This is a genomic window from Rhizobium sp. WYCCWR 11146, assembly GCF_013591995.1.
Lineage (GTDB): Bacteria > Pseudomonadota > Alphaproteobacteria > Rhizobiales > Rhizobiaceae > Rhizobium > Rhizobium indicum.
The window spans coordinates 284,186-307,601 of record NZ_JACCEY010000038.1 but is presented as its reverse complement, the minus strand read 5'-3'; the positions used below and the strand labels follow the sequence as shown (position 1 = coordinate 307,601).

General features: G+C 59.6%; 28 protein-coding genes and 2 pseudogenes. 17 read left to right on the top strand and 13 right to left on the bottom strand.

Going from position 1 to position 23,416, the window contains the following annotated elements:
- The first annotated feature begins 277 nt into the window (after positions 1-277).
- Complete coding sequence (locus HX899_RS30910) at positions 278-1,141, top strand: ferritin-like domain-containing protein (RefSeq protein ID WP_407073942.1); 864 nt, start codon at positions 278-280, stop codon at positions 1,139-1,141.
- A 122-nt stretch (positions 1,142-1,263) separates the two neighbouring features.
- Here the strand turns inward: HX899_RS30910 and HX899_RS30905 are convergent, their stop codons facing one another.
- The 3 genes from HX899_RS30905 to HX899_RS30895 all read right to left on the bottom strand — a co-directional run bounded on the left by HX899_RS30905 (position 1,264) and on the right by HX899_RS30895 (position 2,928).
- The gene (locus HX899_RS30905; RefSeq protein WP_171599220.1) at positions 1,264-1,860 is read right to left on the bottom strand and encodes a general stress protein; all 597 of its coding nucleotides are present in this window, start codon (positions 1,858-1,860) and stop codon (positions 1,264-1,266) included.
- Between the two features lie 17 nt (positions 1,861-1,877).
- Positions 1,878-2,195, bottom strand: a complete 318-nt coding sequence (locus HX899_RS30900; protein WP_138387889.1) for a PepSY domain-containing protein — start codon at positions 2,193-2,195, stop codon at positions 1,878-1,880.
- 343 nt (positions 2,196-2,538) lie between these two features.
- Entirely contained in the window at positions 2,539-2,928 is a 390-nt protein-coding gene (locus HX899_RS30895) for a RidA family protein (protein ID WP_138328723.1), read from the bottom strand.
- 137 nt (positions 2,929-3,065) lie between these two features.
- On the opposite strand from HX899_RS30895, the gene HX899_RS30890 reads away from it, so the two are divergent.
- The 6 genes from HX899_RS30890 (at position 3,066) to HX899_RS30865 (ending at position 6,114) form a co-directional block, all read left to right on the top strand.
- Positions 3,066-3,677 (top strand): TetR/AcrR family transcriptional regulator, encoded by a 612-nt coding sequence (locus HX899_RS30890; protein ID WP_181294368.1) that lies wholly within the window; start codon positions 3,066-3,068, stop codon positions 3,675-3,677.
- Positions 3,678-3,805: 128 nt separating this feature from the next.
- On the top strand, positions 3,806-4,120 hold the full coding sequence (locus tag HX899_RS30885) for a helix-turn-helix transcriptional regulator (protein ID WP_003557361.1): 315 nt from the start codon (positions 3,806-3,808) through the stop codon (positions 4,118-4,120).
- Positions 4,117-4,476, top strand: a complete 360-nt coding sequence (locus HX899_RS30880) for an SRPBCC domain-containing protein (RefSeq protein ID WP_181294146.1) — start codon at positions 4,117-4,119, stop codon at positions 4,474-4,476. Before HX899_RS30885 ends, HX899_RS30880 begins: the two co-directional genes overlap by 4 nt.
- Positions 4,477-4,522: 46 nt before the next feature.
- The gene (locus tag HX899_RS30875; RefSeq protein ID WP_138328721.1) at positions 4,523-5,134 is read left to right on the top strand and encodes an ATP-dependent Clp protease proteolytic subunit; all 612 of its coding nucleotides are present in this window, start codon (positions 4,523-4,525) and stop codon (positions 5,132-5,134) included.
- Positions 5,135-5,476: 342 nt separating this feature from the next.
- Positions 5,477-5,695 carry a hypothetical protein gene (locus HX899_RS30870; RefSeq protein WP_138388037.1) on the top strand — a complete coding sequence of 73 codons (219 nt, stop codon included), beginning with the start codon at positions 5,477-5,479 and terminating at the stop codon, positions 5,693-5,695.
- Positions 5,696-5,856: 161 nt separating this feature from the next.
- The gene (locus tag HX899_RS30865; RefSeq protein WP_138328718.1) at positions 5,857-6,114 is read left to right on the top strand and encodes a GlsB/YeaQ/YmgE family stress response membrane protein; all 258 of its coding nucleotides are present in this window, start codon (positions 5,857-5,859) and stop codon (positions 6,112-6,114) included.
- Between the two features lie 37 nt (positions 6,115-6,151).
- On the opposite strand, the pseudogene HX899_RS30860 reads toward HX899_RS30865, so the two are convergent.
- Positions 6,152-6,451, bottom strand: a pseudogene (locus HX899_RS30860) (hypothetical protein); the annotation flags it as partial.
- 53 nt (positions 6,452-6,504) lie between these two features.
- Positions 6,505-6,777: a BON domain-containing protein gene (locus tag HX899_RS30855; protein WP_025393594.1), complete on the bottom strand. Its 273-nt coding sequence runs from the start codon at positions 6,775-6,777 to the stop codon at positions 6,505-6,507.
- Between the two features lie 489 nt (positions 6,778-7,266).
- Here HX899_RS30855 and HX899_RS30850 point away from each other — a divergent pair, with 489 nt between their 5' ends.
- Positions 7,267-7,917, top strand: a complete 651-nt coding sequence (locus tag HX899_RS30850) for a pyridoxamine 5'-phosphate oxidase family protein (protein ID WP_181294145.1) — start codon at positions 7,267-7,269, stop codon at positions 7,915-7,917.
- Between the two features lie 254 nt (positions 7,918-8,171).
- Positions 8,172-8,639 (top strand): GNAT family N-acetyltransferase; N-acetyltransferase, encoded by a 468-nt coding sequence (locus HX899_RS35705; protein ID WP_407073946.1) that lies wholly within the window; start codon positions 8,172-8,174, stop codon positions 8,637-8,639.
- Between the two features lie 179 nt (positions 8,640-8,818).
- On the opposite strand, the gene HX899_RS30840 is transcribed toward HX899_RS35705, so the two are convergent.
- Both HX899_RS30840 and HX899_RS30835 read right to left on the bottom strand, forming a co-directional pair.
- A complete protein-coding gene (locus tag HX899_RS30840; RefSeq protein WP_171599225.1) occupies positions 8,819-9,388 on the bottom strand; it encodes a pyridoxamine 5'-phosphate oxidase family protein in 570 nt (189 codons plus the stop codon).
- 88 nt (positions 9,389-9,476) lie between these two features.
- On the bottom strand, positions 9,477-10,181 hold the full coding sequence (locus tag HX899_RS30835; RefSeq protein ID WP_171599226.1) for an SDR family oxidoreductase: 705 nt from the start codon (positions 10,179-10,181) through the stop codon (positions 9,477-9,479).
- Between the two features lie 116 nt (positions 10,182-10,297).
- Between HX899_RS30835 and HX899_RS30830 the strand changes: the two genes are divergently transcribed.
- The 3 genes from HX899_RS30830 to HX899_RS30820 all read left to right on the top strand — a co-directional run bounded on the left by HX899_RS30830 (position 10,298) and on the right by HX899_RS30820 (position 14,756).
- Complete coding sequence (locus HX899_RS30830) at positions 10,298-11,185, top strand: LysR substrate-binding domain-containing protein (RefSeq protein WP_181294143.1); 888 nt, start codon at positions 10,298-10,300, stop codon at positions 11,183-11,185.
- Between the two features lie 239 nt (positions 11,186-11,424).
- The gene (locus tag HX899_RS30825) at positions 11,425-13,314 is read left to right on the top strand and encodes an adenylate/guanylate cyclase domain-containing protein (RefSeq protein ID WP_138387879.1); all 1,890 of its coding nucleotides are present in this window, start codon (positions 11,425-11,427) and stop codon (positions 13,312-13,314) included.
- Positions 13,315-13,646: 332 nt separating this feature from the next.
- Positions 13,647-14,756 (top strand): sulfite oxidase, encoded by a 1,110-nt coding sequence (locus HX899_RS30820; protein WP_210273868.1) that lies wholly within the window; start codon positions 13,647-13,649, stop codon positions 14,754-14,756.
- A gap of 257 nt (positions 14,757-15,013) precedes the next feature.
- Here the strand turns inward: HX899_RS30820 and HX899_RS30815 are convergent, their stop codons facing one another.
- On the bottom strand, positions 15,014-15,820 hold the full coding sequence (locus HX899_RS30815) for a class I SAM-dependent methyltransferase (RefSeq protein WP_138328710.1): 807 nt from the start codon (positions 15,818-15,820) through the stop codon (positions 15,014-15,016).
- A 266-nt stretch (positions 15,821-16,086) separates the two neighbouring features.
- Positions 16,087-17,070, bottom strand: coding sequence for a phosphotransferase enzyme family protein (locus tag HX899_RS30810; RefSeq protein ID WP_181294141.1), 984 nt, complete (start codon positions 17,068-17,070; stop codon positions 16,087-16,089).
- Positions 17,071-17,209: 139 nt separating this feature from the next.
- Between HX899_RS30810 and HX899_RS30805 the strand changes: the two genes are divergently transcribed.
- Both HX899_RS30805 and HX899_RS30800 read left to right on the top strand, forming a co-directional pair.
- A complete protein-coding gene (locus tag HX899_RS30805) occupies positions 17,210-17,659 on the top strand; it encodes a hypothetical protein (RefSeq protein ID WP_407073941.1) in 450 nt (149 codons plus the stop codon).
- A gap of 1 nt (position 17,660) precedes the next feature.
- On the top strand, positions 17,661-18,200 hold the full coding sequence (locus tag HX899_RS30800; protein ID WP_246799821.1) for a hypothetical protein: 540 nt from the start codon (positions 17,661-17,663) through the stop codon (positions 18,198-18,200).
- 609 nt (positions 18,201-18,809) lie between these two features.
- Here HX899_RS30800 and HX899_RS30795 read toward each other — a convergent pair.
- Positions 18,810-19,154 carry a helix-turn-helix transcriptional regulator gene (locus HX899_RS30795; protein WP_138328708.1) on the bottom strand — a complete coding sequence of 115 codons (345 nt, stop codon included), beginning with the start codon at positions 19,152-19,154 and terminating at the stop codon, positions 18,810-18,812.
- A gap of 107 nt (positions 19,155-19,261) precedes the next feature.
- On the opposite strand from HX899_RS30795, the gene HX899_RS30790 reads away from it, so the two are divergent.
- Positions 19,262-20,008: a glucose 1-dehydrogenase gene (locus HX899_RS30790; protein WP_138328707.1), complete on the top strand. Its 747-nt coding sequence runs from the start codon at positions 19,262-19,264 to the stop codon at positions 20,006-20,008.
- 174 nt (positions 20,009-20,182) lie between these two features.
- Positions 20,183-20,710: a glutathione S-transferase family protein gene (locus tag HX899_RS30785; RefSeq protein WP_246697211.1), complete on the top strand. Its 528-nt coding sequence runs from the start codon at positions 20,183-20,185 to the stop codon at positions 20,708-20,710.
- On the opposite strand, the gene HX899_RS30780 is transcribed toward HX899_RS30785, so the two are convergent.
- The gene (locus HX899_RS30780; protein ID WP_138328704.1) at positions 20,667-21,584 is read right to left on the bottom strand and encodes an AraC family transcriptional regulator; all 918 of its coding nucleotides are present in this window, start codon (positions 21,582-21,584) and stop codon (positions 20,667-20,669) included. The genes HX899_RS30785 and HX899_RS30780 overlap by 44 nt on opposite strands.
- A 55-nt stretch (positions 21,585-21,639) precedes the next feature.
- On the opposite strand from HX899_RS30780, the gene HX899_RS30775 reads away from it, so the two are divergent.
- Positions 21,640-22,128: a limonene-1,2-epoxide hydrolase gene (locus tag HX899_RS30775; RefSeq protein WP_246697210.1), complete on the top strand. Its 489-nt coding sequence runs from the start codon at positions 21,640-21,642 to the stop codon at positions 22,126-22,128.
- A gap of 79 nt (positions 22,129-22,207) precedes the next feature.
- Here the strand turns inward: HX899_RS30775 and HX899_RS30770 are convergent.
- Both HX899_RS30770 and HX899_RS30765 read right to left on the bottom strand, forming a co-directional pair.
- A pseudogene (locus HX899_RS30770) lies at positions 22,208-22,538 on the bottom strand (transposase); the annotation flags it as partial.
- A 59-nt stretch (positions 22,539-22,597) separates the two neighbouring features.
- Positions 22,598-23,137 (bottom strand): BA14K family protein, encoded by a 540-nt coding sequence (locus HX899_RS30765; protein WP_138328703.1) that lies wholly within the window; start codon positions 23,135-23,137, stop codon positions 22,598-22,600.
- Positions 23,138-23,416 lie beyond the last annotated feature (279 nt).

Genomic DNA, 23,416 nt, shown 5'->3' with positions numbered 1-23,416 from the left:
CCGGCTGATCGACCGGCCGGCTTGGCCGTAGAGCCGGGCTACGACACGCGCCGGCCGGTCGACCATCCGACTCCGTTTGAGCTAACAGAATGCTTCAATCTAACCCGGAAAGGCTCTAGACGCCGTCCACGCCGAGATTACGCCGGCTCCTTTCGCAGGGCCTTTGTAGCGGGACACGGGAATATTTTGGCGGCCCGGACCATCTAATCGTCAGGCAAATGCATTCGGTGCCGCGGTGCTGACAGCGGTGTTGAATCAACAAACATAGGAGACCGCCATGCAGGGCGCACTTCACCTATCCCGGCGTCAGTCGCTTCAGGGACTTATCGTACTCGGTGCCGGAGTGGCACTCAGCGGAATTACGCGGCCTTCGCCGGTATTGGCACAGGACATATCGGACGAGGACATTTTCCGCTTTGCGCTCAACCTCGAATATATGGAGGCTGAATACTACCTCCGCGGCACCACCGGAATGGGCATCGACGCAGCCGATGCCGGTTCGAAACCCGGCGACGTCGTTGGTGGAAAGCAAGTCTCGTTCGAGACGCCGGCCATCGGCGAATTCATGCAGGAAGTCGCGGAAAACGAACTCGCGCACGTCCGCTTCTACCGCAAGACGCTTGGAACCAACGCGGTTGACAGGCCGGCCATCGATTTCGATGCGGGCTTCAAAGCCGTCGCGGAAGCAGCGGGCCTCGGGCCGGACTTCGACCCCTTCAGCAACGAGACGAACTTCGTTCTCGGCGGGATGTTGTTCGAGGATGTCGGCGTCACCGCCTATGCCGGTGCGGCGACAGTTCTGAAAAACAAGGACTTCCTTGCCGCAGCCGCAGGCATCCTGGCGGTGGAGGCCTATCACATGGGAATGGCGCGATCTACGCTGTACCGAAAGGGAGAGGAAGCCTGGAAGGCCGCCAACGCGGTCTCCAATGCCCGAGACAAAATCGACGGATCAGACGATAAGGACCAGGGGATCCAGGAGGACGGAAAAGCCAACATCGTTCCCTCGACGCCCGATGCGATCGCGTTCACCAGAACGCCGCAGGAGGTGCTCCGGATCGTCTACCTCACTGACAAGGACGGAGTGAGCAAGGGCGGCTTTTATCCGGAAGGGATGAACGGCACGCTCAAGACCACCTGAGCCAATTGCGACGAGTGACGATTGGCCACCGGAAACTGAGCGGATTGGTATCCGCTGCTCTGTGTGAGATTAACGCCTCAACCCTCCTTGCGACGTGCAAGGAGGGTTGAGCTCAAGGGCGGTTAGATCGTCCGGCGATACCGGTCGCGCTCCTGCGCGATCTGCTCAGGGGCGTATGGATCGAGCGTGTCGTCGAAGCGGGTCCAGCCCTGCTCGTTATAGGCACGCCGACGTTCGACCGGGTCGACCCAGTTTGAGCCCTGGAGAATAGCCTGCGCCTCGGCGGCGCGGGCGTCGTCGACCTTGGCGGTGACCAGGCTGCCGCCGCGGCGGACACCTTCGGCATAGAGGTGAGCATCATCTTCCGGGACGCCGGAGTCGGTGAGGGCGCCGATCAGGCCACCAGCAGCACCACCAGCGACGGCGCCGGCGACGGCCCCGGCCGCAGTTGCGGCAAGCCAGCCTGCGGCAACCACCGGCCCGACACCAGGAATGGCCATCAGGCCCAGTCCGGTGAGCAGGCCGCCAGCGCCACCGACGGCAGCGCCGATGCCGGCCCCCGTTGCGGCATCCTCGCCAACGTCATTGTCGCGATCAATGCGGCCAGCCTTGTTGGAGACGATACTGATGTCGTTTGAGGGAACGCCTGCCGCTTCCAATTTGCTGACGGCGGAGCGAGCGTCCGAGTAGTCGTCGAATAGTCCGGTTATAGTTCTCATCATGCTTCTCCTTGGGGTTACTTGGCGACGATGTTGCCTTGATAGTCGAGGGCGATGGAGACGGCTTTCCCGTCCTTCATGCCGGCGGCCATCCAGATCCCCTTGTCATCGAGCTTGAGATCCTTGACGTCGGTGTAGCCCGCTTCCGCAATGCGATCCTTCGCCTGAGCTTCGGTAAAGCTGTTGGCGCCCTCAACGGGCGCAGTCGGATTTTTGGTGTCTGGGGTTGCAACCGCAGGTGTGTTTCCATCCGGAGATGGAGCCGGTGTTGTCTGGGCAAAGGCTGCAAGGGCAGACGCGCCGAGAATTGCCGCCGCAAAGACGATCTTCTTCATAGGTGTTTTCTCCATTTTGCGGATCAGAAGACGATCCATGCGGTCAAAACACGCAGAGGAGATCTTTGTTCCCGAAGATTATGCGGTTGATTTTTCTAAATATATGGCAACGCGGCGCGCTGCGGGGTTATTCTCTGCGGCGCCGGGGCAATGTAAGCAGATAATAACGGGGAGCGTAACCGATGATCCACGGGCGCCTTGAGGAAACCTCTCGGAGTGAGGTCGGTCCTTTAACTCCTAAGGTTGTGCTGCTGTCAAATGTGCCAGGGGGTGGCAGCGCGGGGCCACTCTGCTGCCGGCACTTCGTGCGGTGACGGATGCGGCCCCGGCAATGTCAGTGACTTCACGGGATACGGGCGATAACCTTGATCTCAAAGTCGAAGCCGGCGAGCCAGTTGACGCCGATGGCAGTCCAATTCGGGTAGGGTGGCTTGCTGAAAATCTCCTGCTTGACGGCCATGATCGTTCCGAACTGGTTTTCGGGGTCGGTGTGGAAAGTAGTGACATCGACGATATCATCCAGCGTGCAGCCGGCAGCACTCAGCGTGGCCTTCAGGTTGTCAAAGGCAAGCCGCACCTGGCTTTCGAAATCGGGTTCGGGTGTTCCATCCGAACGGCTGCCGACCTGTCCTGATACAAACAACAGATCGCCGGACCGGATGGCGGCGGAATAGCCGTGCTTCTCGTAAAGAGCGTGCCTGTCGGCTGGAAAGATTGCTTCGCGTTTTGTCATTCTGGTCTCTCTTCATTGTTGACAACGACCGTTGAGCGCGACGTATCGCTTCACATCTCGCGCCCCATTTGATATACGGTTCGTATGTGAAATGTATGAGATACGCATCGTATGTCAAGTCCATATACGCTTCGTATATGAAATTGAGGGATCGAATGGCCAGGAAACGCAGCGAAACGATGCAGGAAAACCGCGTCAAATTGATCGCGGCGGCGCGAAAGGCTTTTGCGGAAAAGGGGTACTCCGCGGCATCGATGGACGAGCTGACGGCTGGCGTCGGTCTGACACGGGGCGCGCTTTACCACAACTTCCAAGACAAGCGTGGGCTGCTGGCGGCGGTTGTCGATCAGATCGACACGGAAATGGCAGTGCGCGCTCAAGAGATCGGGGCGCGCGCGGGTAATGATTGGCAGGGCCTGCTCGCCGAGGGTGCGGCCTATATCGAGATGACGCTCAATCCGGAAGTGCAACGCATCGTTCTGCTCGACGGACCTGCAGTGTTGGGGGATCCCTCGCAGTGGCCGAGCCAGAACAATTGTCTGCAGGTGACCAAGAGCACGGTGGAGCGCCTGATCGCCCAAGGCATCCTCAAGCCGCTTGACCCGGAGGCGGCGGCCCGGTTGCTGAGCGGCGCGGCTCTCAATGCGGCTCTCTGGATCGCCGCCAGCGAAGATCCGCAGAGCGTGCTGCCGAAAGCGGTCGAGGCTTTTCATGCCTTGGCGGCAGGTCTGCTTGTGGAGCGTTTGTGATCGACCAAGGGCCAAGTCGAGCGAAGGGACGTTCACCCGCAGTAACGGCGAAAGTGGCTCCTTCTACAACGGAAAAGCCATCGCGAAATAGACTTGCGAATCGCATAAGTGTGTGCTTATGTGTTGGCATGATCGAGAATGACATTTTCCGAGCCTTGGCTGACCCGACCCGCCGCGCGATCTTCGAGAAGCTGGCGGCGGGCGGCATGAACGCCAGTGCCCTGCGTGAGGGCATGGAGATCAGCCAGCCGGCAATGTCGCAACATCTCTCGGTTTTGCGGAGCGCAAAGCTCGTGAGGGAAGAACGGCAGGGGCGTTTCGTGAATTACGAAGTCGATCCGGACGGGCTGGCTCTCATCGCACAATGGTTGGCGAAATATCGCGCCTACTGGCCTGCCCGCATCGAAGCTCTCAAGGTCTTGCTGAAGGATATGGACCAATGAACGATGGAAAGGCCAAGGAGCAGAAAAACGGCATCGAACTGGAATTCGATCTGGATGAGCCGCCGCAAAAGGTCTGGCGTGCAATCAGCATTCCGGAATTTCGGGAAAACTGGTTGCCGAAAGACGCTTTAGCCGATCCCACTCCGGCCACGATCACACCTGGCGAGGAAGTCCGTTATAGCCTGCGCGACGCCGCTCCACCTTTCCTTGAAAGCACGGTGACGTTCACGATCGTCCCGAACGCGACCGGCGGCACCCGCCTGCGCATCATCCACGAGCTAACCGACGCGAGGCTTGACCGGATGGTGAAAACGCCCGCGAACGGCAACAGTCCGCCCCTCATGCTCGCCGCCTGACGCGGCAAGCTCTCCCCTTTGATTTCTGCAAGATTGGAGTTCGCCGATGCGCGAAGCGATGCAACTCGTCCCTATGGTCATAGAACAATCCAGCAGAGGGGAGCGGTCTTTTGACATTTACTCCCGCCTTCTGCGCGAACGCATCATCTTTCTCAACGGCGAGGTCAACGATACCGTTTCCGCTCTGGTCTGCGCGCAGTTGCTGTTTCTTGAGGCCGAGAATCCAAAGAAGCCGATCAATCTTTACATCAATTCTCCGGGCGGCGTCGTGACCAGCGGCCTCGCCATGTACGACACCATGCGCTTTATCCGCGCGCCGGTTCATACGCTTTGCATGGGGACAGCCCGTTCTATGGGATCGTTCCTGCTGATGGCAGGCGAGGCCGGCGGAAGAGCTGCTTTGCCCAATGCCAGTATCCTCATTCACCAGCCATCCGGTGGCTTCCAAGGGCAGGCTTCCGACATGATGATTCATGCCGAAGAAATTCTGAAGACCAAGCAGCGCATGACGCGGCTCTACGCGGAGCATTGCGGACGCTCCTATGAAGACTTTGAGCGCGGAATGGATCGCGACCGCTTCATGACGGCGGAAGAAGCATTGGAATGGGGTCTTATCGACCGTATTCTAAAGGTTCGGGAAGACGAAATTCCCGATTGAAGCGACACTTGTTTTCCTGACTTTTGCAACGTCGCAGAATAGACGGTTTTGTGATGCCGGCAAAAGAGTCCAGGCCGGGCGGAACCGTTGCGGCGGCTATCGGTTAATCCGCCGAGGTCGCGGCGTGCCAATCGGACGTGACGGAGATGGTGAACGCACCGGTTTTTCCGATTTCTCGGTGCGGGCAACGAAACGCCAGGCGAGCACCTTTACCCGTTCGCCGCGACCTCATCCCGCTGAGCAGGATCTCGCGATGATCGAACCGCCAACCAGCACTTCTCCTGAACGTAGAAGCCGCCTATCAACGGCGGTGGGAACTGTCAGAACGAGGAGGAGAAGGTTATGAGCAAAAATAATTGGAAGGTCGGGCTTCGCGCGAAGCTCGAGCATCTCGTCGACGACTGCGTTGTCGCCGGGGCCCGGCAGCAGGATGTCTTCGATGCGATCATCAAGGAGATCGGCGATCTGCGCGCAGCCCTTGAGCGCGATCCCGACCCCGCGGACGACGACACTGCCGTCATAGAGGAGCCTGCGAACGACTGGCCCGCGGCCGACAGATGACCTGAAGCCGATCGGGGAGGGGCCGCGACCTCTTGGGGCGGGGGTTATGGAACCAACTGGCGCGGCGAAGATTATAGTCTTGTCGCTTGGCAATCGGTTTAGCCGGATCTGCGAGACGTGATTGCCCGCGCGGCCGCTCATAATTCACAAGGGGAATTGTTATGGAAAATGCAGGTATCGGCTGGATCGCCGCAATCGTCATCGGCGGCATTGCCGGCTGGCTCGCTGAATTGCTGATGAAGAGCAACATGGGCGTGCTGATGAACGTCCTTCTCGGTATTGTCGGCGCCATCGTCGCCAACTTTGTCCTGTCGCTCTTCGGCGTCGCCCTTGGCGGATGGCTGGGTTATCTGATCGCGGGCTTCATCGGAGCCTGTATCCTCATCGCTGTTGCGAGAATGGTCAGACGTACGGCCTGATCAAACAGGAGGCGGCTTCGCAAACCGGCCGCCTTCATCACGTTTTCGGGTTAGCGCTCACGCGTGGTCGTCCGCTCGGCGCGCCCAGTTTGTCGTAGGCGAAGACCGCGCGTCGATTGTCGGCGTGGCGCAGCTGGAACCAGTCCAGCGTTTCGGCTCGGAATATCAATACCCCTAAGAAGGCCCGTCCATCGGCGTCTGCGATCCTACCCTCGCTCGCCGGCAGCTCGCCGATTTCGTCGCCCGGCGGCCCGCCCATATAGGTCCTGCGCGTCGATCGCGGCAGCAGGCTCCAGGCCTCGGCCGCGCGTTCGCTTGCCGGGCCATTGAGTTCGGCCAATCGGGCGACATCATGCTCTAACTATATAATGTAGAACAGGATTCGCCTGCCTACTGCGTGGGAAAACGGCTCAGCATCCGGTCCTGGACGTTCTCCCAGCCAACGATCATCGCAGCAAGGGAGATAGCTTTGTCGCGGTCTGCGGCCTTGGTTATAAAGCCTTCGAGCAGGACGACAGGGCCGAGCATCCTGATCTCGATGGCACTGCTGTCGATATCCGGATCGGCGGAAAGGGCTGCTTCGATTGTGGCGATCGTGGATGCCGAACTATGGCCTTGCGAGCAGCGCTCTTCGTGATTGTAGTTATCGGGGCCGAACTTCATATTCTCCTCCTGTCCCGCCCCTCCACGGACGTACACGTTACCTCGCATTAGATATGAGCAGCGTGTCCTGACATCACCACCTGGACTTAAGTCCACCTTTCCCTCGGCACCAAGATTTCTCCTGATCCTTGTTGAAAGGACATCAGGGAGGTTTTAGCAATGTTTGCTGAACTCCAGTCAGAACCTCCCTGATGACGCGCCAAGTTATCGACCACTGTCGAGGGTCCGAGCTCAGCAACGGAATGCTTCGCGTGCGGTTAGAGGTGGTGACCAGGATTTATCCGATAAAGTGGAAACACTCGCTTGGTGGCTTTGGCTATCTCGGTGATGGCGGCATCGACGGAAACCTTCATTGATCCCGGGTAGCAACTCATGTATATCTTCTGAGGTACGTACATCATGTCCATGGCTTGCGGACGGAGACGAGCGAGGTCAGGGTTCCGGACCGACCGTTCGGCCATGCGATAAGAGGGATTTCGGGAGGGGATCATGACGGCCTTACAACTCAATCCAGATTTTGCCATCGCGGATGAGCAGTCGCTTCGGGCGCTGTTCGAGCCGACCCACGCTCTGGCAATCGTGAAGTGTCAGAATTCGCTTGGCGAGCACGCGCAGGAATTCATTCGGCGCTCGCCATTCTTCTGCATCGGCACGCAGAGTTCGGAGGGAAAGGCCGATGTCAGTCCTCGCGGCGACCCTCCGGGCTTCGTCAAGGTTCTCGACGAGCGCACCCTGGCGATCCCGGATCGACCTGGCAACAATCGTCTTGATACCTTAAGCAACATCATCGCCAACCCGAACGTCGGGCTATTGTTTCTTATCCCCGGTTTCGACGACACATTGCGCGTCAACGGGCGGGCAAGTCTGACCCATGATCCTCAATTGTTGACGAGCATGAGCGTCGCTGATCGTCTCCCGAAACTCGCGATCATCGTCAACGTCAGCGAAGTCTTCATGCATTGCGCCAAGGCCTTCAGACGGTCCCACCTGTGGAGCCCGGATCATTTCCAGGACCGCACGGAGATGCCCTCGCTGATAAAGATCATTCTGGACGAGACGACAGGAGCGCCGAAGGACGGGGATGAAATGCGAAAGATGGACGAAGAACTGGAGCAAGCCTACCGAAGGACACTGTACTAGCTGCCCGGCTCCGGCCGAAGGCGGTCGAGGCTTTTCAGGCCTTGGCGGCAGGCCTGCTGGTGGAGCGGTCATGATCCGCGAGCTGGTGGCACCCCGCCCTCCGTCGACGGCTTTGCGCCAGAGACCTGCCGTTGCTAAGGTCGCAATGGCGTTTAAAGTAGGTGCGACGGATCAAGCGGGAACCCAAAGTGATTGAGACGACGCGCCTGAAATTGCACCATTTCGCCGACCATCACCGATCACCATTTGCCGAGATGCACGCCGATCCAGAAGTGATGGCGGATCTCGGCAGCCCAATCGACAATGTCGAGAGCGACCTCAAATTTGCCCGCTACCTCGCCGCACAAGCCGAACATGGAGTCGCGCGATGGGCAGTGGAAGACGTGAATGGCAATTTCCTAGGCTATTCCGGGGTGATGCCGCGGATGGACCCAAAACATCCGCTGGGTTCCCACTACGAAGTGGGTTGGCGATTCCGACGAGCGGCATGGGGAAATGGCTACGCTTTCGAGAGTGCCAGAGCAGCCCTCTCTCACGCAATCCATGATATCAGGCTAGACCAAATCGTCTCATACACCAGTGGTGACAACCTCCGCTCCCAAAGCGTGATGCGGAAGCTCGGACTTGTCCGCGATTCATCGCGAGATTTCACGATAAGAACGTCTCGACCTTGGCAGGGATTAGTATGGTTGGTTCCAGTCGGGTCTTGGCCGCGTTCTTGATGGCCACGTCGGGTCGACAGCGGCCGAAGTGTCTCGACACCGTCTCGCCATTTGCGGGCCTCTGAACAGATTGGGGAAAAAAACCTATAGTTCCGGAACAGTCGCGCAGCCTCCGGACGTTCGAAACCCGACCGACCTACCGCAAAGGCTGATAGCTGGTCATCCACATCGTCTGGTATTCAGGGATTGACCCAGCGGGAGGAGGTCAGCGCCCCCAGATGGTCGTAGGCAAAGACTGCGCGTCGGTTGTCTGCGTGGCGTAGCTGGAACCAGTCCAGCGTCTCGGCTCGGAATATCAGCACCCCGAAGAAGGCTCGTCCATCGGCGTCTGCGATGCTACCCTCGCTTGCCGGCCGCTCGCCGATGTCGTCGCCCGGCGGCCCACCCATATAGGTGCTGCGCGTCGATCGCGGCAGCAGGCTCCAGGCTTCAGTCGCGCACTCGCTTGCTGGTCCATTGAGTTCGGCCGACCCCTGAAGGCGAAGCTGCACTTTCGGCTGCGGGCCAAAGCCGAGGAGGGTGACCCGAGGATTGGCCGATATTTCCTGCCATTTCGGGCTTCTGACATCCGTATGGATTTCCAGGATGCGTCGCGCCACATCCGCGCGCCTCAGCACGACCATGCGGGCTTGCGGCCGGCCGCCGGCGTCGACCGAACACAGGTTCAGGTAGCGGAAGGCCGACTGCGGATCGGCGGCAGCGCCTTCCAGCTCGGCCCAGGCCGATGCATCGACCTCGGCGAGGGTCACTCCGTCGCCTCCGCGTTCCTTATCTCGCCGGCCTTGACGTTCCAGTTGAAGCACATCGCTGTTCTCCTTGGCGTTGAAAGCGATCCTGTCAGACGGACCGGGTAAGGCCGCCGTCGATCTTGAGGCTCTGGCCGGTGATATAGCCCGCCCCTTCGGAAACGAGGAAGGAAATCGTCGCCGCCACTTCGGCGCTGGTGCCGTAGCGCTTCATCGGCACGCTGTCGCGGCGCTCCTCCGTCGCCGGCAGGCTGTCGATCCAGCCTGGCAGCACGTTGTTGATGCGGATGCCGTCGCCCGCATAGGTATCGGCATAAATCTTGGTGTAGGCGGCAAGCCCGGCGCGGAAGACGGCCGAGGTCGGGAACATCGCCGACGGTTCAGCCACCCAGGCGGTGGAGATATTGACGATTGCGCCCGACTTCTGCGCCTGCATGATCGGCGTGACCAGCCGCACGGGACGGACCACGTTCATGAAATAAATGTCCATGCCCGCGTGCCACTGTTCGTCGGTGATCTCGGTGATCGGCGCGCGCGGGCCGTGGCCGGCGCTGTTGACGAGGACGTCGACACGGCCCCATTTCTCCATCGTGGCATCGACCAGGCGCTTGAGGTCGTCGTTGGACTGGTTCGAGCCGGTGACGCCGATGCCGCCGAGTTCGGTGGCAAGCGCCTCGCCCTTGCCTGAAGAGGACAGGATGGCGACCTTGAAGCCATCGGCCGCCAGCCGCTTCGCGGCCTCCGCACCCATGCCGCTGCCGCCAGCCGTGATGATCGCTACCTTTTCTACTGTCATCGTCGCTCTCCCTAGTCGATTTGCACCCATTGCCGGGCGTTGATCCTTCGAATACCATGGGCTTCAAGCGAGATCGAACCAGTTTTCGTGAAATGTTCCAGTAGAAAAACTATCGAATGTCCATGTCCATCGGCAATCTTCCATCCCTCAACGGCCTCAAGGCCTTCGACGTGGCGGCGCGTCATCTGAACTTCCGGCTCGCGGCCGAAGAGCTCGGCGTCACGCAAGGGGCTGTCGCCCAGCACGTGCGCGGGCTTGAGGCGGAACTCGGGGTGACATTGTTCGAGCGCCTGCCGAAGTCATTGGCGCTGACGGGCGAGGGGCGAAGCTATGTCGCCGACGTAAGGCGCGCCTTCGAACTGCTCGCAAACGCGACGGCGAACCTGAAGCCTCAGCCGGTCAAACTGGTGGTCAGCACGACACCGACCTTCGCCTCGAGATGGCTGATCCCGCGTCTTCCTGATTTCACTTCGAGGCATCCCGGTCTCGATCTCCACATCCTGGCGACAGACCGCATTTCCAGCTTCCAGGTCGACGGCGTCGATCTCGCCGTCCGCTATGGCAGCCCTCCCTTCGGTCCTGGCCTTGCCGCCGAACTGCTGTTCGAGCAGGAGATCATTGCCATCTGCAATCCGAGCCTCGTCGCCGAGGGAGCCGAGCCTCAGAACGCGGAAGAACTCTCGCACTACACGCTGCTTCACGATGCCCATAATTCCTGGCCCGAATATATCGATCGCTTCCTCGGCGGCGGTGATCCCACGCTGTTTCGGGGCATCAGCTTCTCGCAGACATCGCATGCGATCGAAGCTGCGATCGCCGGGCAGGGCATCGCCGTGGCGACCCGCGCTTTCGTCTCGACCGACATTGAGGCGGGCAGGCTGAGGCAGGTCTTCGACGGTGCCCTCAAAGCGCGCTCGCACTTCTATCTGGTGAAGCCGCGATACCGGAAGTCCGAAGCGGTGGACAAGCTTCAGGATTGGCTGCGCTCGCAGGTGCAGAACTGATGGTTAGGTCATGCGCCGCTTCGCCGCCCACACCGGACAGTGGGGCTGCGTTCGACGCCGGTCCTCACATTGCTGCGGTAGGCACACGAACAATCGGGCTCACATTCCACACCGAGGGACTGCCTGCGGCATTCAGTGGAAGCGTTGGATGAAACGCGGGTTCCCCTGAAGCGCTGTTGAGGTCGGTCGTTTCATTTAAGTGCGACCAGTCCTATAATAGGGCGGGTGAGGCCGAACCAATGGACCGCAAGCTTTCCGCCATCCTCGCTGCTGATGTCGTGGGCTATTCCGCGCTGATGGAGCGCGACGAGGCTGGTACATTCGAGCGCCTTCGTGCGGGACGCAAGGAACTGTTTGAGCCGGATATTGCTCGCCATCACGGCCAGATTTTCAAGCTGATGGGCGACGGGATGCTCGCCGAATTTGGCAGCGTGGTGGACGCGGTGGAATGCGCCGTCTCGCTGCAGCGCGGGCTGGCGGAACGGAACGCCGCCGTTCCCGAGGACCAGCGGATCAGGGTCAGGATCGGGATCAATCTCGGCGAGGTGATCGTTGAGGGCGAGGACCGGTATGGCGAGGGCGTCAACGTCGCGGCCAGGCTTCAGCAGTTGGCAGACCCTGGCGGCATCTGTGTTTCGGGAAAGGTCGCAAGGGAGGTTGAGAAGAAGCTGGCTTTCGGTTTCGAGCCGATGGGCGAGCAGAAGGTGAAGAATATCGCCGAACCGGTACAGGCCTTCCGCGTCATCCTAGAGGGACAAGCCCCACGCCAACCAGCGCGGTCATCGCCTCCGCGCTGGGTTTGGGCAGCAGCAGCCGTGCCAGTCCTTATTCTGGTCTTGGCCGGGACGGTCTGGCAATTCTGGCCGACCGCGACAGTAAGCGGCAAGCCGTCGGTAGCGGTGCTGCCGTTCGACAACTATGGCGGCGACGAGGCGACCGGACGCCTCGCCAATGGCCTCACTGAGGACATCATCACCGATCTGGCGGGGTTCCCTGAATTCCACGTGATCGCCCGTAACTCGACTGAACAATACCGGGACAAACCAGCCGCGCCGAGTGAAGTGGGTAAGGCGCTTGGCGCGGGATTTGTGGTCGAGGGTTCCATCCAGCGTCAGTCTGACCGCGTAAGAATTACGACGCAGCTCAGCGACGCCAAGACGGGCAAACATCTTTGGTCGCAGCGCTGGGACCGGCCGGACGAGGACTTGTTCGCAATCCAGATCGAAATATCCGAGCAGATTTCGAACCGCCTCGGCGGCGGCGCAGGTTTGGTCCAGGAGGCGGGCCGCATCACTGCCCACCGAAAGCCGCCCGGGAATCTCAACGCCTACGAACTTTATCTGCTCGGCACCGAAAAACTCGAGCAAGTCAATCAGGCGGATGTCGAGGAGGCCGTCAGGCTGCTCACCCGCGCGGTCGAACTGGACCCCGGTCTTGCCCGCGCCTGGGTCGAACTTAGCCATTCCCATGGTGTCTTGACCGGTTTTGGGGTTGAACCCGACAAGAACCGGGTTCTCTCTGCCGAGGCTGCCGAGCGCGCCGTCCAGCTCGACCCGAGCGATGCCGAGGCGCATGCTGTTTATGCCATAGTTTTAGGCGACAGAGGCGAATTTGGACGCGCCAAGGTAGAGTTCGATACCGCGCTGCGCCTCGCTCCCGGTCAGTTCGAAGTTCTGACTTTCTATATCGATTGGGCCTCGACCTTCGGCGAGCCTGAGCGCACCGCGGAACTGGTCGACAAGGCGGTCAGTCTCAACCCCGGTTTCCCGATGTGGAGTGCCAGGATTTTCACTCATGCCTACTTCATGGCTGGCCGGTATGAGGATGCCCTGCGGATGCTGGACCGCTTGACGGCGGAAAACTATGGAAGGAAACACTGGGTGATGCGTTCTGGCGCGCTTGCGGCTCTTGGCCGAACTGAAGAGGCGAAGGTCTCAGTAACGGACGCACTCAGGCGGTTTCCCAATTTGACCGTTGAGGGATTTGCCAATATTCCCGGATTCAATGAAGCGGAGCGCCAGCGGTTGATCGAAACCATGCGGCTCGTCGGTTTTCCTGATTGCGCCAAAGCGGAAGAGCTCACGAAGCTAAAGAAGCCGTTGCGCCTGCCGGAGTGTGCTTCGCCCTAATCGCGTTGACGAGCAGCCACAGATGACAAACGCTTCGAAGGGTCCGAGACGCGACCTTCGTTTCACTGACCGCGAAAGCCCAGATGCGGCGTTCGTCGCTCGTCGCTCGTTCCGGTCGGCGAGACGTATGTCTGGAAATGGGCGCAAAGCGGTCAAGACCGCCGTCGGCCCCTTTGCTGCCGTTCGAGGTCGATCCGAGGAACGTGCGGTATGTGCTAGAATGCGGCCCGAAGTCGGAATGCGACCGACACACTGCGAGGGGCGGTGTGATCGTACCGGAATTCGCGCGACCGAGAGCCGACGTTGTGCTGTTGAAAGGGGAGACGAGGACGATGCCGACACCACAGCAACCCAGTCTAATAGTTCGACAGAAATCCCCACCGAACATCGAGTTTCCGTTTGCGTCGCTCTCCGATTGGCTGATCCCAACCGAGCAGTTCTTCGTGCGAAACCATTTCCCGTCGCCGGAACTCGATGCGCGAGACTGGAGATTGCGCGTTGGCGGGGCGGTGGAGCGGCCGATCGAACTTGACCTCGACAGCATCAAGGCGATGCGAAGCACGACTTTGACCGCCGTCGTCGAGTGCGCAGGGAACGGCCGCGTCTACTATGAGCCGCCGAAGGAGGGATTGCAGTGGCAGAATGGAGCCGTCGGCAATGCCGCGTGGACAGGTGTTCTTCTGCGCGATATTTTGGAAATGGCGGGCGTTAAGCAAACCGCATGTGAGGTTCTGCTCGCAGGCGCCGACAGCGGCGTCGTCGACACGAACAAGAAAACGGCTTCTCCCGGCCCCATCGCTTTTGCGCGCAGTTTACCGCTTGAGAAGGCCGTCGCTGACAGCACGATCCTTGCCTATTCGATGAACGAGGAGCCGTTGACGCGCGATCATGGCTACCCGCTACGCGCGGTCGTGGGTGGCTGGTTCGGCATGGCTTGGGTCAAGTGGATCACTGATATCACGGTTGTAGAGCAACCGTTCCTTGGCTACTGGCAGGCGCGCGACTATTTCCGGTGGGAGCGCAGCCTCGGGGAACCCAGGCTGGTCCCCCTTGCGGAGATGGAGGTCAAAGCGCAGATCGCGCGTCCCGTACAGGGGGCGCGTCTCATTGCCGGCCAACCGTACCGGATTTTCGGAGCCGCCTGGAGCGGAGAGGCTGCTATCCGGCAGGTGCAGGTCTGCACCGGAGATGGCAGGGGCTGGCGCGAGGGAAGGCTCCTCGAAACAGAACGTCCCTTTGCATGGCGCTTGTGGGAGTACATGTGGACCCCTGAAGACGTGGGGCGATATATGCTACGATGTCGCGCGATCGATGGGGCCGGGTGCGTGCAGCCCGACCTCCAGCGTGCCGACTGCGAGAGTTACGCGGCCAATTGGATCGTTCCAGTGGAGGTTACGGTCGTTCCCGAGCCACAGACGTACGAGGAGGAATTCGTGATCTAATCACCCGCATGGGGCGGAATGGCGGCTTTTGGCGCAACTGCGAGCCGCGTTGTCACTGCGTCATGTCCGCTTTGCAGCTACAGCGACGGGGTGCTCGATGACCTTTAAGAGGCGCATTGCTGATCGGCATTTGGAGCCGTTAGAGGCCTGGCAGCTTTTGGCTGCCGAGGAACGATAGCTGACGATCAACCCGCGGGGATTATGGTCTCAGAATGGCCACACCGGGCCCTCGCAGGCCCATTGCATGCTCTCCAGAATCAGGCTGGGACCAAGCCACGCACCGCACGGAACATCATGGGAAATGACCGGGGTCCATCGGGCAAGCCAACCAGATACCCGGCACGAACATGCTGTTCGATCGAACCGCGGGCGTCGTCCGAAAGTGCCATCAATATGCTTGTGATGCTGCCTGGCCCGTCGGTGAACGTAGCCCAATAATCCGCGAAGGACGCATACTCGCAATCCACGACAACGGGAATCTCCGTCACGTCGACGAGGCCGATCTTCCGCCACAACGTCGCCTGACCATTAGGCCAGAAGAGCTGGCGCCCCGCCCGCATGGATCTCAGCCTGGCGAAGTCGGTCTCAAGCACGGCGCCGGTGTTAATGACGAGATCGAAGGCGGGCATGCCGCCCAAGAACTGAGTAACGGCGGACGCGACCACGCCGCCTGGACGGGTAACGCGCATCATCTCGGCAACTACCTGTTCAATTTCCGGGATAACGTCCAGGGCCAGCGTGGAAACGGCCGCATCGAAAAAGTTAGTGTCGAACCGCATGTGCCGGACATCGCCGTGTTCATATGCGATATTGGGGTGGGATCGTCGACGGCGGGCTCCTTCCAGGTATCCCTCCGATGCGTCAACACCGATCACATGCGCTCCCGCCTCGGCCAGCGCTTTCGACAACACACCTGTCCCACATGCTACATCGAGCACGCGACTGCCCGGAGCAATATTGGCACGTGTGAGAAATGGGCTTGCCAGATGTTCGCTCCAGCGCCCTATGAATGTCTCGTAGACGTCGGGATCAGCCCAATTATATCGTAGTTCTGCGGCTTCCATGGCTTACCATCCTCTCCCGATCAAGAATGGACCGTAACACGGCCATTCGGGTCGCGCGTACCGCCGTCACACCGGGCAATCCAGCGGAACCATGTTAACGCTTCTCAAGAAAATATGACACAGCGGGAGTGCTGATATCCCGCCAAGTCCCATATATCGACCTTCACGGGCGTTCCTTTATCGGCACCAGGAGTGGGCGAAGGTCGAAGCGATCGCCGACTGCGCCGGCGCACCGCCGATCCTCCGGCTGCCGAGCAGAGCTGAACTCAGAATAGCCGGTCGACACATCGCTCGGTCTCCCACGCCTTGAGGAAATTCGCCTGCCTGGCAATCCAGCCGACAGTCTCGCTTCCCCATTCCTGGGCCCGGCTGGCATACTCACCCATTAGCCAGATGTGGCGGACGATCACAAAGCGATGGGCGGCTTCGAAGTCATCAGGCGTGATCGGCCTGACGGCCCGATAGCCATCGACGAAGGCGTCCCACATGGCGGTCGACCTCCGACCGAAGGATGTTTGCGCCCACAAGAACACCGACAAGTCGTAAGCGAGGTATCCCGGACCGCCGTCATCGAAGTCGAAAAATACCGCTTCGCCGGCATCGTTGATCCGCGCATTGAAGCAGTGACAGTCGCCATGGCAATAAGTCCAGCTCAGATTGACGAAGGCTTCTATCGCCTTTGCGGTCCGCGCAGCGATGTCTTCAAGATCGCTGCGGACCTCGGGGTCTTCCACGACGCCGCTATCGCATATGCGGGCAAGCGGCCGATGCAGCAAGTGTTCGAGGTCGAGCCGATAGAGCGCTCCGTCCGGCTGGAATGTCTCGGCGGCGTCGTGCATCAAAGCAAGGGTCTTGCCGTTGGCCCGCGCATCGCCGGCATCCGTCCCATCCGGCTTGCGGCCGTCGATCGCCCGGAAGAGCACTGCCTGACGCGGGCCCTCCGGCGCCTGTCCCTCAACGAACAAGCTGCCCTCGCGTGTCGGGATGGGGCCGGCGACGGGAACGCCCGATTGAGCAAGATGCGCCAGGAACGCCGTTTCGGTCCTGACGTCGGCCGGACCACGGGCGCGGCGGTGGGAAAGCCGGAACACATAACGCTCGCCGTTGCTTCCGACGGCAAGATACACATCATTCAGGCCGCGTTGAAGCATCCGGCAGGAAACCGGCCCGGCAAGCGGATAATGCCGATCGATGAACTGTTCGATGGCCGCAACCTGCGGGGTCGAATAGAGCGGATTAAAATCGAGCATGGGCGCTGTACCATCGGGCTTTGCTGGCAGACTGCTTCCGCGGTGAAAGGCCATGAAGGCGGTGGCGGCCGCAGGCACCTACGATTGCAATAGGCTGCTGATTGGATAAGCTGAACGGCGCTATTAATAAAACCAAGAGATGAAAAACAAAATGCAGGCTTCGCGATTTTTGAAAGAAAACTCTATTTCGATTTCTGTGCTTTCCATCATTTTCGGTCTGTCTGGATGTGTCACCACTCAAAACGGTGTCGCTATTTCTGCGGATCACAGTCGGGCTCTGAGTGGAGAGCGGACAAAGATGGGCCAGTCCTACAATTTGAATGAAGACTGCACGGCTGCAACAATGGCCAATATAGAATTGGTAGAAGCCCCGGCGCATGGCTCGGTTGAATTCGTCAAAGAGAATATTTATTCAAATTACAAGGATGGCATCCGCATTAAATGCAATTCCAGGAAATCTCTCGGCGTGTCGGAATACTATACTTCCAACAGCGGCTATTCTGGACCCGACATGTATAAGGTGAGGGTGTCCTACGGCGAGGGGACCATCAAGGACGTCACGGTCAACATCAATGTGATCAAGAACTAGGGTGAAGCGTCTCATCAGGAAATTAGTCACGATTTTGCTGCTGGTGTGGCTGTTGCCGGGAATGCTTGCCGTTTTCGTGAGGATGGCTGGCTTTTACTTCCTGCCGTCCATCGAATGGACATCCAAAACGAATGATCTTTCGATTGCGGCCGGTCTGCTCCCTGCGGCGTTTCTGTCATGGGTCGCCTGGAAAGCCATGGACGTTACTCCGCTCGGCGATGGGAAGGCGGCTATTGCCATGTTTTCAGCCCCCATCTTTGCTTACTTATTGGGAAAGAACCTTTTCGCTGTTGCCTTGCCGATGGCGCTTGCCATAGTCGCGGGCCATCAGGTCGAGCTCTCTTTCACCGTGGCACATGCCGATTATTGGGGCGACTCCAAATGCCGAACACCAGTTGAGTTCGAGGGCCTACCCTTTCTCTTCGACACAATTTGCCGTGTCCGAGACGATGTCAGGATGAGCCTGTTGCCGGGTAAGCCTGCTGTCGTCACCGGTCGAGGCACCAGCTTGGGCCTCTTTGCGGAAAGTCTGAGCCCGTAGACCGAACAAGCGCAACCGCCGCAGCGGTGCTCCTTGCATTCATCCGGCATCGTCACGCCCGCCTCGTTCTCCGAGGCCCGTGGGGAGCGCCTATTCTGGGTCTACTGTAAATAGTGCACCCACCATAATGAGACTTCGTGTCGACCTTTTCCGTAATCGAAATAATCCACCGGCAGACCAGCCGCGAGCTTAGCATCCGACATTGCCTTTCGTTCCGCCATGCATGAGTTATCAAGCATTGAAGCGACTTTTTGCGGATCTTTGTTTGAAACAAGATACGATTTTGTGGTCCGCTCCAAGCACTTGCCCAATGCACTCCCGGCTGACCCGACGCGGCGTATCTCTGGGGTGTCATACGGTGAAGTAGCACACGACGCTAGAGCCGTTACAACGCTCAGAATAATGATCGTATATCGCAATGCATTCCCCGCTAAAATTGAAGTCTTGTTGAGTCCAGCTTCGCCATCGCTGCCACTGAAGCCCATGTTTCAACACTCGCAATCGAAGATCATCGCTCAAGACTTGTGCCATCCACCTCTCCAAAGTGGACCTTGAATCAGCTTCGACCCGCGCCGTCACTCACAATCGGGGATTATGCTCTAAGGGCGATCAGTCCGTCTTCGGCTGCCCGGGAAGCTGGCCGTAAGCCGTCAGAATGGCCTTGATCAGGCCCGGGAAGCGTTCGTCCAGCTCGGTGCAGCGCGTTTGATTGCGCATCTCCACACCCTGGCGCTCGCTCATGATCAGCCCGGATTCGCGCAGCACCTTGAAATGGTTGGACAGCGACGACTTTGGAATGACGCGATCGCCGAGATCGGCAAGCGCAGAGCACGTCCCGCCACCGCTGGCGCCGGCAAGCTTTGCATAAATGGCAACGCGCTCCGGATCGGACAGCGCATAGAGGATCGCCTCGGGCTTGATGTCCTCCAGGGCTGGGTGAAAGAGCGGTCTCATGAATTTTATATAGCGTCCCTTGACATCGAGATCAACAGTTCCGAATTTCTGAACTATGGAACAAGCCTGCCAATCCCGGCGGCTATCCAGATCTGAAGGGACGAGAAATGGCTAAGCTCACAGGAAAGGTCGCTGTCGTAACGGGCGCCTCCAAAGGCATTGGCGCTGCGATTGCCAAGGCGTTCGCAGCAGAGGGTGCGCAAGTGGTGGTCAACTACGCTTCGAGCAAGGCGGGAGCGGACGCCGTGGTTGAGGCGATCGGCGCGGCCGGTGGCAAAGCCATCGCGGTGCAGGGCGATGTTTCGAAGGCCGGTGAGGCACAGGGACTGGTCGATGCTGCGGTCAAGGAGTTCGGCAAGCTCGACGTGCTGGTCAACAACTCAGGCGTCTATGAATTCGCGCCAATCGGTGAGGTGACCGAGGAACAGTATCGTCGCATGTTCGACGTGAATGTTCTCGGTGTTCTCTTGACCACCCAGGCAGCGGTCAAGCATCTCGGCGAGGGCGGCAGCATCATCAACATCTCCTCGGTGGTCACCAGTCTGGCGCCGCCAGACTCCGCCGTCTATACCGGGACGAAGGGAGCCGTCGAGGGCATCAACAGCGTGCTTGCCAAGGAACTCGGCCCGCGCAAGATCCGCGTCAACGCCATCCTGCCAGGGATGGTCGAAACCGAGGGCACGCACACGGCGGGCGTCATCGGCTCGGATTTCCAGCAGACCATCGTCGCCCAGACACCGCTCGGCCGCATCGGCCAGCCGGATGATATCGCCGGTGTCGCCGTCTTCCTCGCTTCCGACGATGCCCGCTGGCTGAGCGGCGAACGATTGTCCGCCAGCGGCGGTTTTCGCTAAAGCATGATGATGTGATACCGGGTCGGCCTCAAACCTGAATGCTGTTCTGAATTAAACGGCTAAAGCGCGTCGCGATCTTTCAGATTCGCTTGTCGCGCTTTAGCTCTTTGTTTTTACGCATGTCGTTATCGCAAAACCGCTGCACACTTTTGCGCGACATGTTTTAGTAGGGTGATGTCGTCCAAGGTGCCCTTGCCGAAGATGGAGCGAGCGGATGACTGGGACGCAACTCTGTTCGAAAGCATGGTGATCTGCGAATATCTAGAGGAGACGCAGGGCGGCGCAAGGCTCTACTCTGAGGACGCGCTGTCTCGCGCTCAACAGCGCGCGTGGATCGAATATGGTACGGCGGCACTAGCCGAAGCCTGGCAATTCCTAAACGCCAAGGATCGTGCAACCGCAGACGCCAAGCGGGCAGCGTTCCGAAACCGGCTAGAGAGGCTCGAAGATGTGCGTGACCAAGGGCCCTACTTCTCTGGATCGACGTTCAGCATGGTCGATGCGGTGTTCGCGCCTCTGTTCCGGTATTTCGACCTCATCAACCCGACCGTGACGCAGATAATATTTCAGGGTCTCCCACGCGTATCCATATGGCGTGAGGCTTTGGCACTACGAGCGAGCGTCGTCGCGGCCGTGGGGCGGGACTACGGTCGCCGTTTCAAGCAACATCTGGCCGAGCACCAGGCGATCTTGGCCGATTGATTCCCCCCAAGCCCGCTTTCGCTCTCTCGGTGTCTTGACCCGGCGGCGCTCCGAAGAGACGCTTGTACTCACGGCTGAACTGCGAGGCGCTTTCATAGCCGATCGCAAACCCCACCTCGGCTGCACTCACCTGGTTCGCGATCATGCGACGGCGGGCCTCGTGGAGCCGGATATATTTCTGATACTGAAGCGGGCTGACGGCGGCAACGGCTTTAAAGCGATCGTAAAACACGGATACGCTCATACCCGCGAGCGCAGCGACCGCCTTGAAATTGAGGCGCTCGGTGTAGTGATCGCGGATCCAAGCCATGGCCTTTCGGATGTGCATCAGGCGCGAGTCAGATCCGGCAATCTGACGGAGCAGGCCGCCGTGCGGTCCCATCAGCAGCCGAAACATGAGCTCGTGCTCCAGAGACTGAGCCATGACCGGGATTTCGGTTGGGCGATCGAGTAGTTCCAGTAGTCTTCCCCAAGCGCCCAGAAGCGACGCGCTCGCGGTGCTAACGCCGTATCCCGATTCAATCGGCAACTCTGGTATCGCTGCCATTTCAAGTACGAGATCCGACAGCAGGGCCGGGTCCAAAAACAGACCGACTGCGAGAAACGGTTGATCCTCTGACGCCTCACAGATCTGACCCAACGCAGCGATCTCAGCCGCGACGATCATGCTTTGGCCAGGGCCGTACTCAAACATCTTGTCGCCGATAAACATGCGCTGAGTTCCCTGGATCACCAGGGACGCCGCAGGATCGTAGATCAGCGGGTCGATCTCGGTTGTATGGTCGAGGGTGTAAGCGAACAGTCTCGGCAGTTGAGGACTCTGACGGCCAGCGTGGCGCACCGCCATGGCGCGGATTTTGTCGAGTTCGCTCATCAAGGCATCTTAACTAGATTGCCCATAATTATCAAACTTTCCGGAAAATCAGGCAATGGTGGCGGAAGATCTGGCATCGTGGCGTCGCGGTTCAAAGCCTATCTTCAGGCTCAACACCGAGGCCATGAGGCTTCTAAATCACCTACGAGGAGCTGCCATGCCCACCCCAACCGAAACTGTTTCGGCTTTTTGCGCCACATTCTTGGAAGACGGCGGAAGGCCAGCCGTCCGTCGCTGGTTCACACCCAACACGCGCTGGGTCAACGAAGGCGTTTCAGTCACGAACGGCGTCGAAGAGGCTATCGCCATGATCGACGGATTGGAGACGTCGATGGGCATCTCGACTGTCCATATCGACATGCTCGCGATTGCCGCCGACGGATCTCGCGTTCTCACCGAAAGGCTCGACCGGTTCGAGCGTGCCGACGGCAGCGAAATCGGACGGGTGATGATCATGGGCATTTTCGAGATCGAAGACGACAAGATTGTCGAGTGGCGGGACTATTTCGACGTTACCGCCGTCCAGAAGTTCTCTGCCGGCTGAGACGCCGGCTTGCGAACGATGGGGCTGGACGCGGAGATTATTGTCTCCGCGATCAGCACAACGCGCCCAATCGGGAACATCCCCTTTTAAGCAGGCTCGCAGCCGTGCGGGTGGGCTTTCAGATGAGTCGCGTCGATCATGATGCGCCCAGGCTTGGACCGTCCGCCGGTGAGCCCAGCGAAGATGCGGTCGAAGACGCCGAGCCGGCTCCAGCGGATGAAGCGATTGTAGAGCGTTTTGTGCGGCCCATAACCTGCCGGCGCGTCCTTCCACTGCAGGCCATTGCGGATCACGTAGACGATCCCACTCACCACCCGCCGGTCATCGACCCGCGGAACCCCGCGCGACTGCGGGAAGAACGGCGACATCCGCGCCATCTGGCGCTCGCTCAGCAGAAACAGATCACCCATCACAGACCTCCTGTTGGAAGCCTGAATCACATCTCAAACCAAATTAATAAGTCCTGAGCCTAGTAGGGCGAGACGCACGCCCGTCGCGGACCGTAATAGGGCTGGAACGTGTTGTCGTAAGCCCTGTAAGACCGGTAGCGCGAGTAGCACCAGCTCGTATGTCCGTTGCCGCCACTATAGACCTGGCGGTAACGTGGCGCGTAGTAGCGCGGACGGTAAATCGTCGAGCCGTAGTAGCGCGGCGGACCGTAATAGGGCGATCCGTAGTAGCCCCGGTCGTAGTAGCCCTGATCGTAGTAGCCCCGACCGTAATAGCTTCGGCCATAATACGGCTGCGCTAGCATTCCGCCGATGATTGCGCCGGTCGCGAGCCCGCCGAGACCCCAAGCCCAATTGTCGTTGCGATAGCCACCCCCGCGGTAGCCTCGATAGCCGCCTCGGTATCCACCGCGGTAGCCGCCGCGATAATTTCTGTACTGGACCGGCTGCGCCTCCGCAGCTTCGATTTTCGGCACGGCAACGGTGGGAAACGCCATGGCCGGCGGGACGCTCGTCAGCGCCGTCACCAGCGACAGGATAACGATTGCTAACCTTTTCATTGGCTCATCTTTCCTTCGTAAGCGCTGCGCGACGCATGCGGCGCGCAAGGGCGTTTCAGCCCTCTCAATGCACTGGTTAATTTTACCCTAAAATCGACTTTGATTCGAGGAGTTTCGCAGGAAGGATTTTCTTCGACGGCGGGGCTCCCGGCGAAAGCACGCGCCCCACTCTCCGTCATCCCGTATAAGCCGCTGCGCGCTCCATGAAACATGCGACGCGGAGCTCATCCATGACGCCGGCAAAGGCGGTCATCACCTGCGACGCGACTTTGTCAGCGG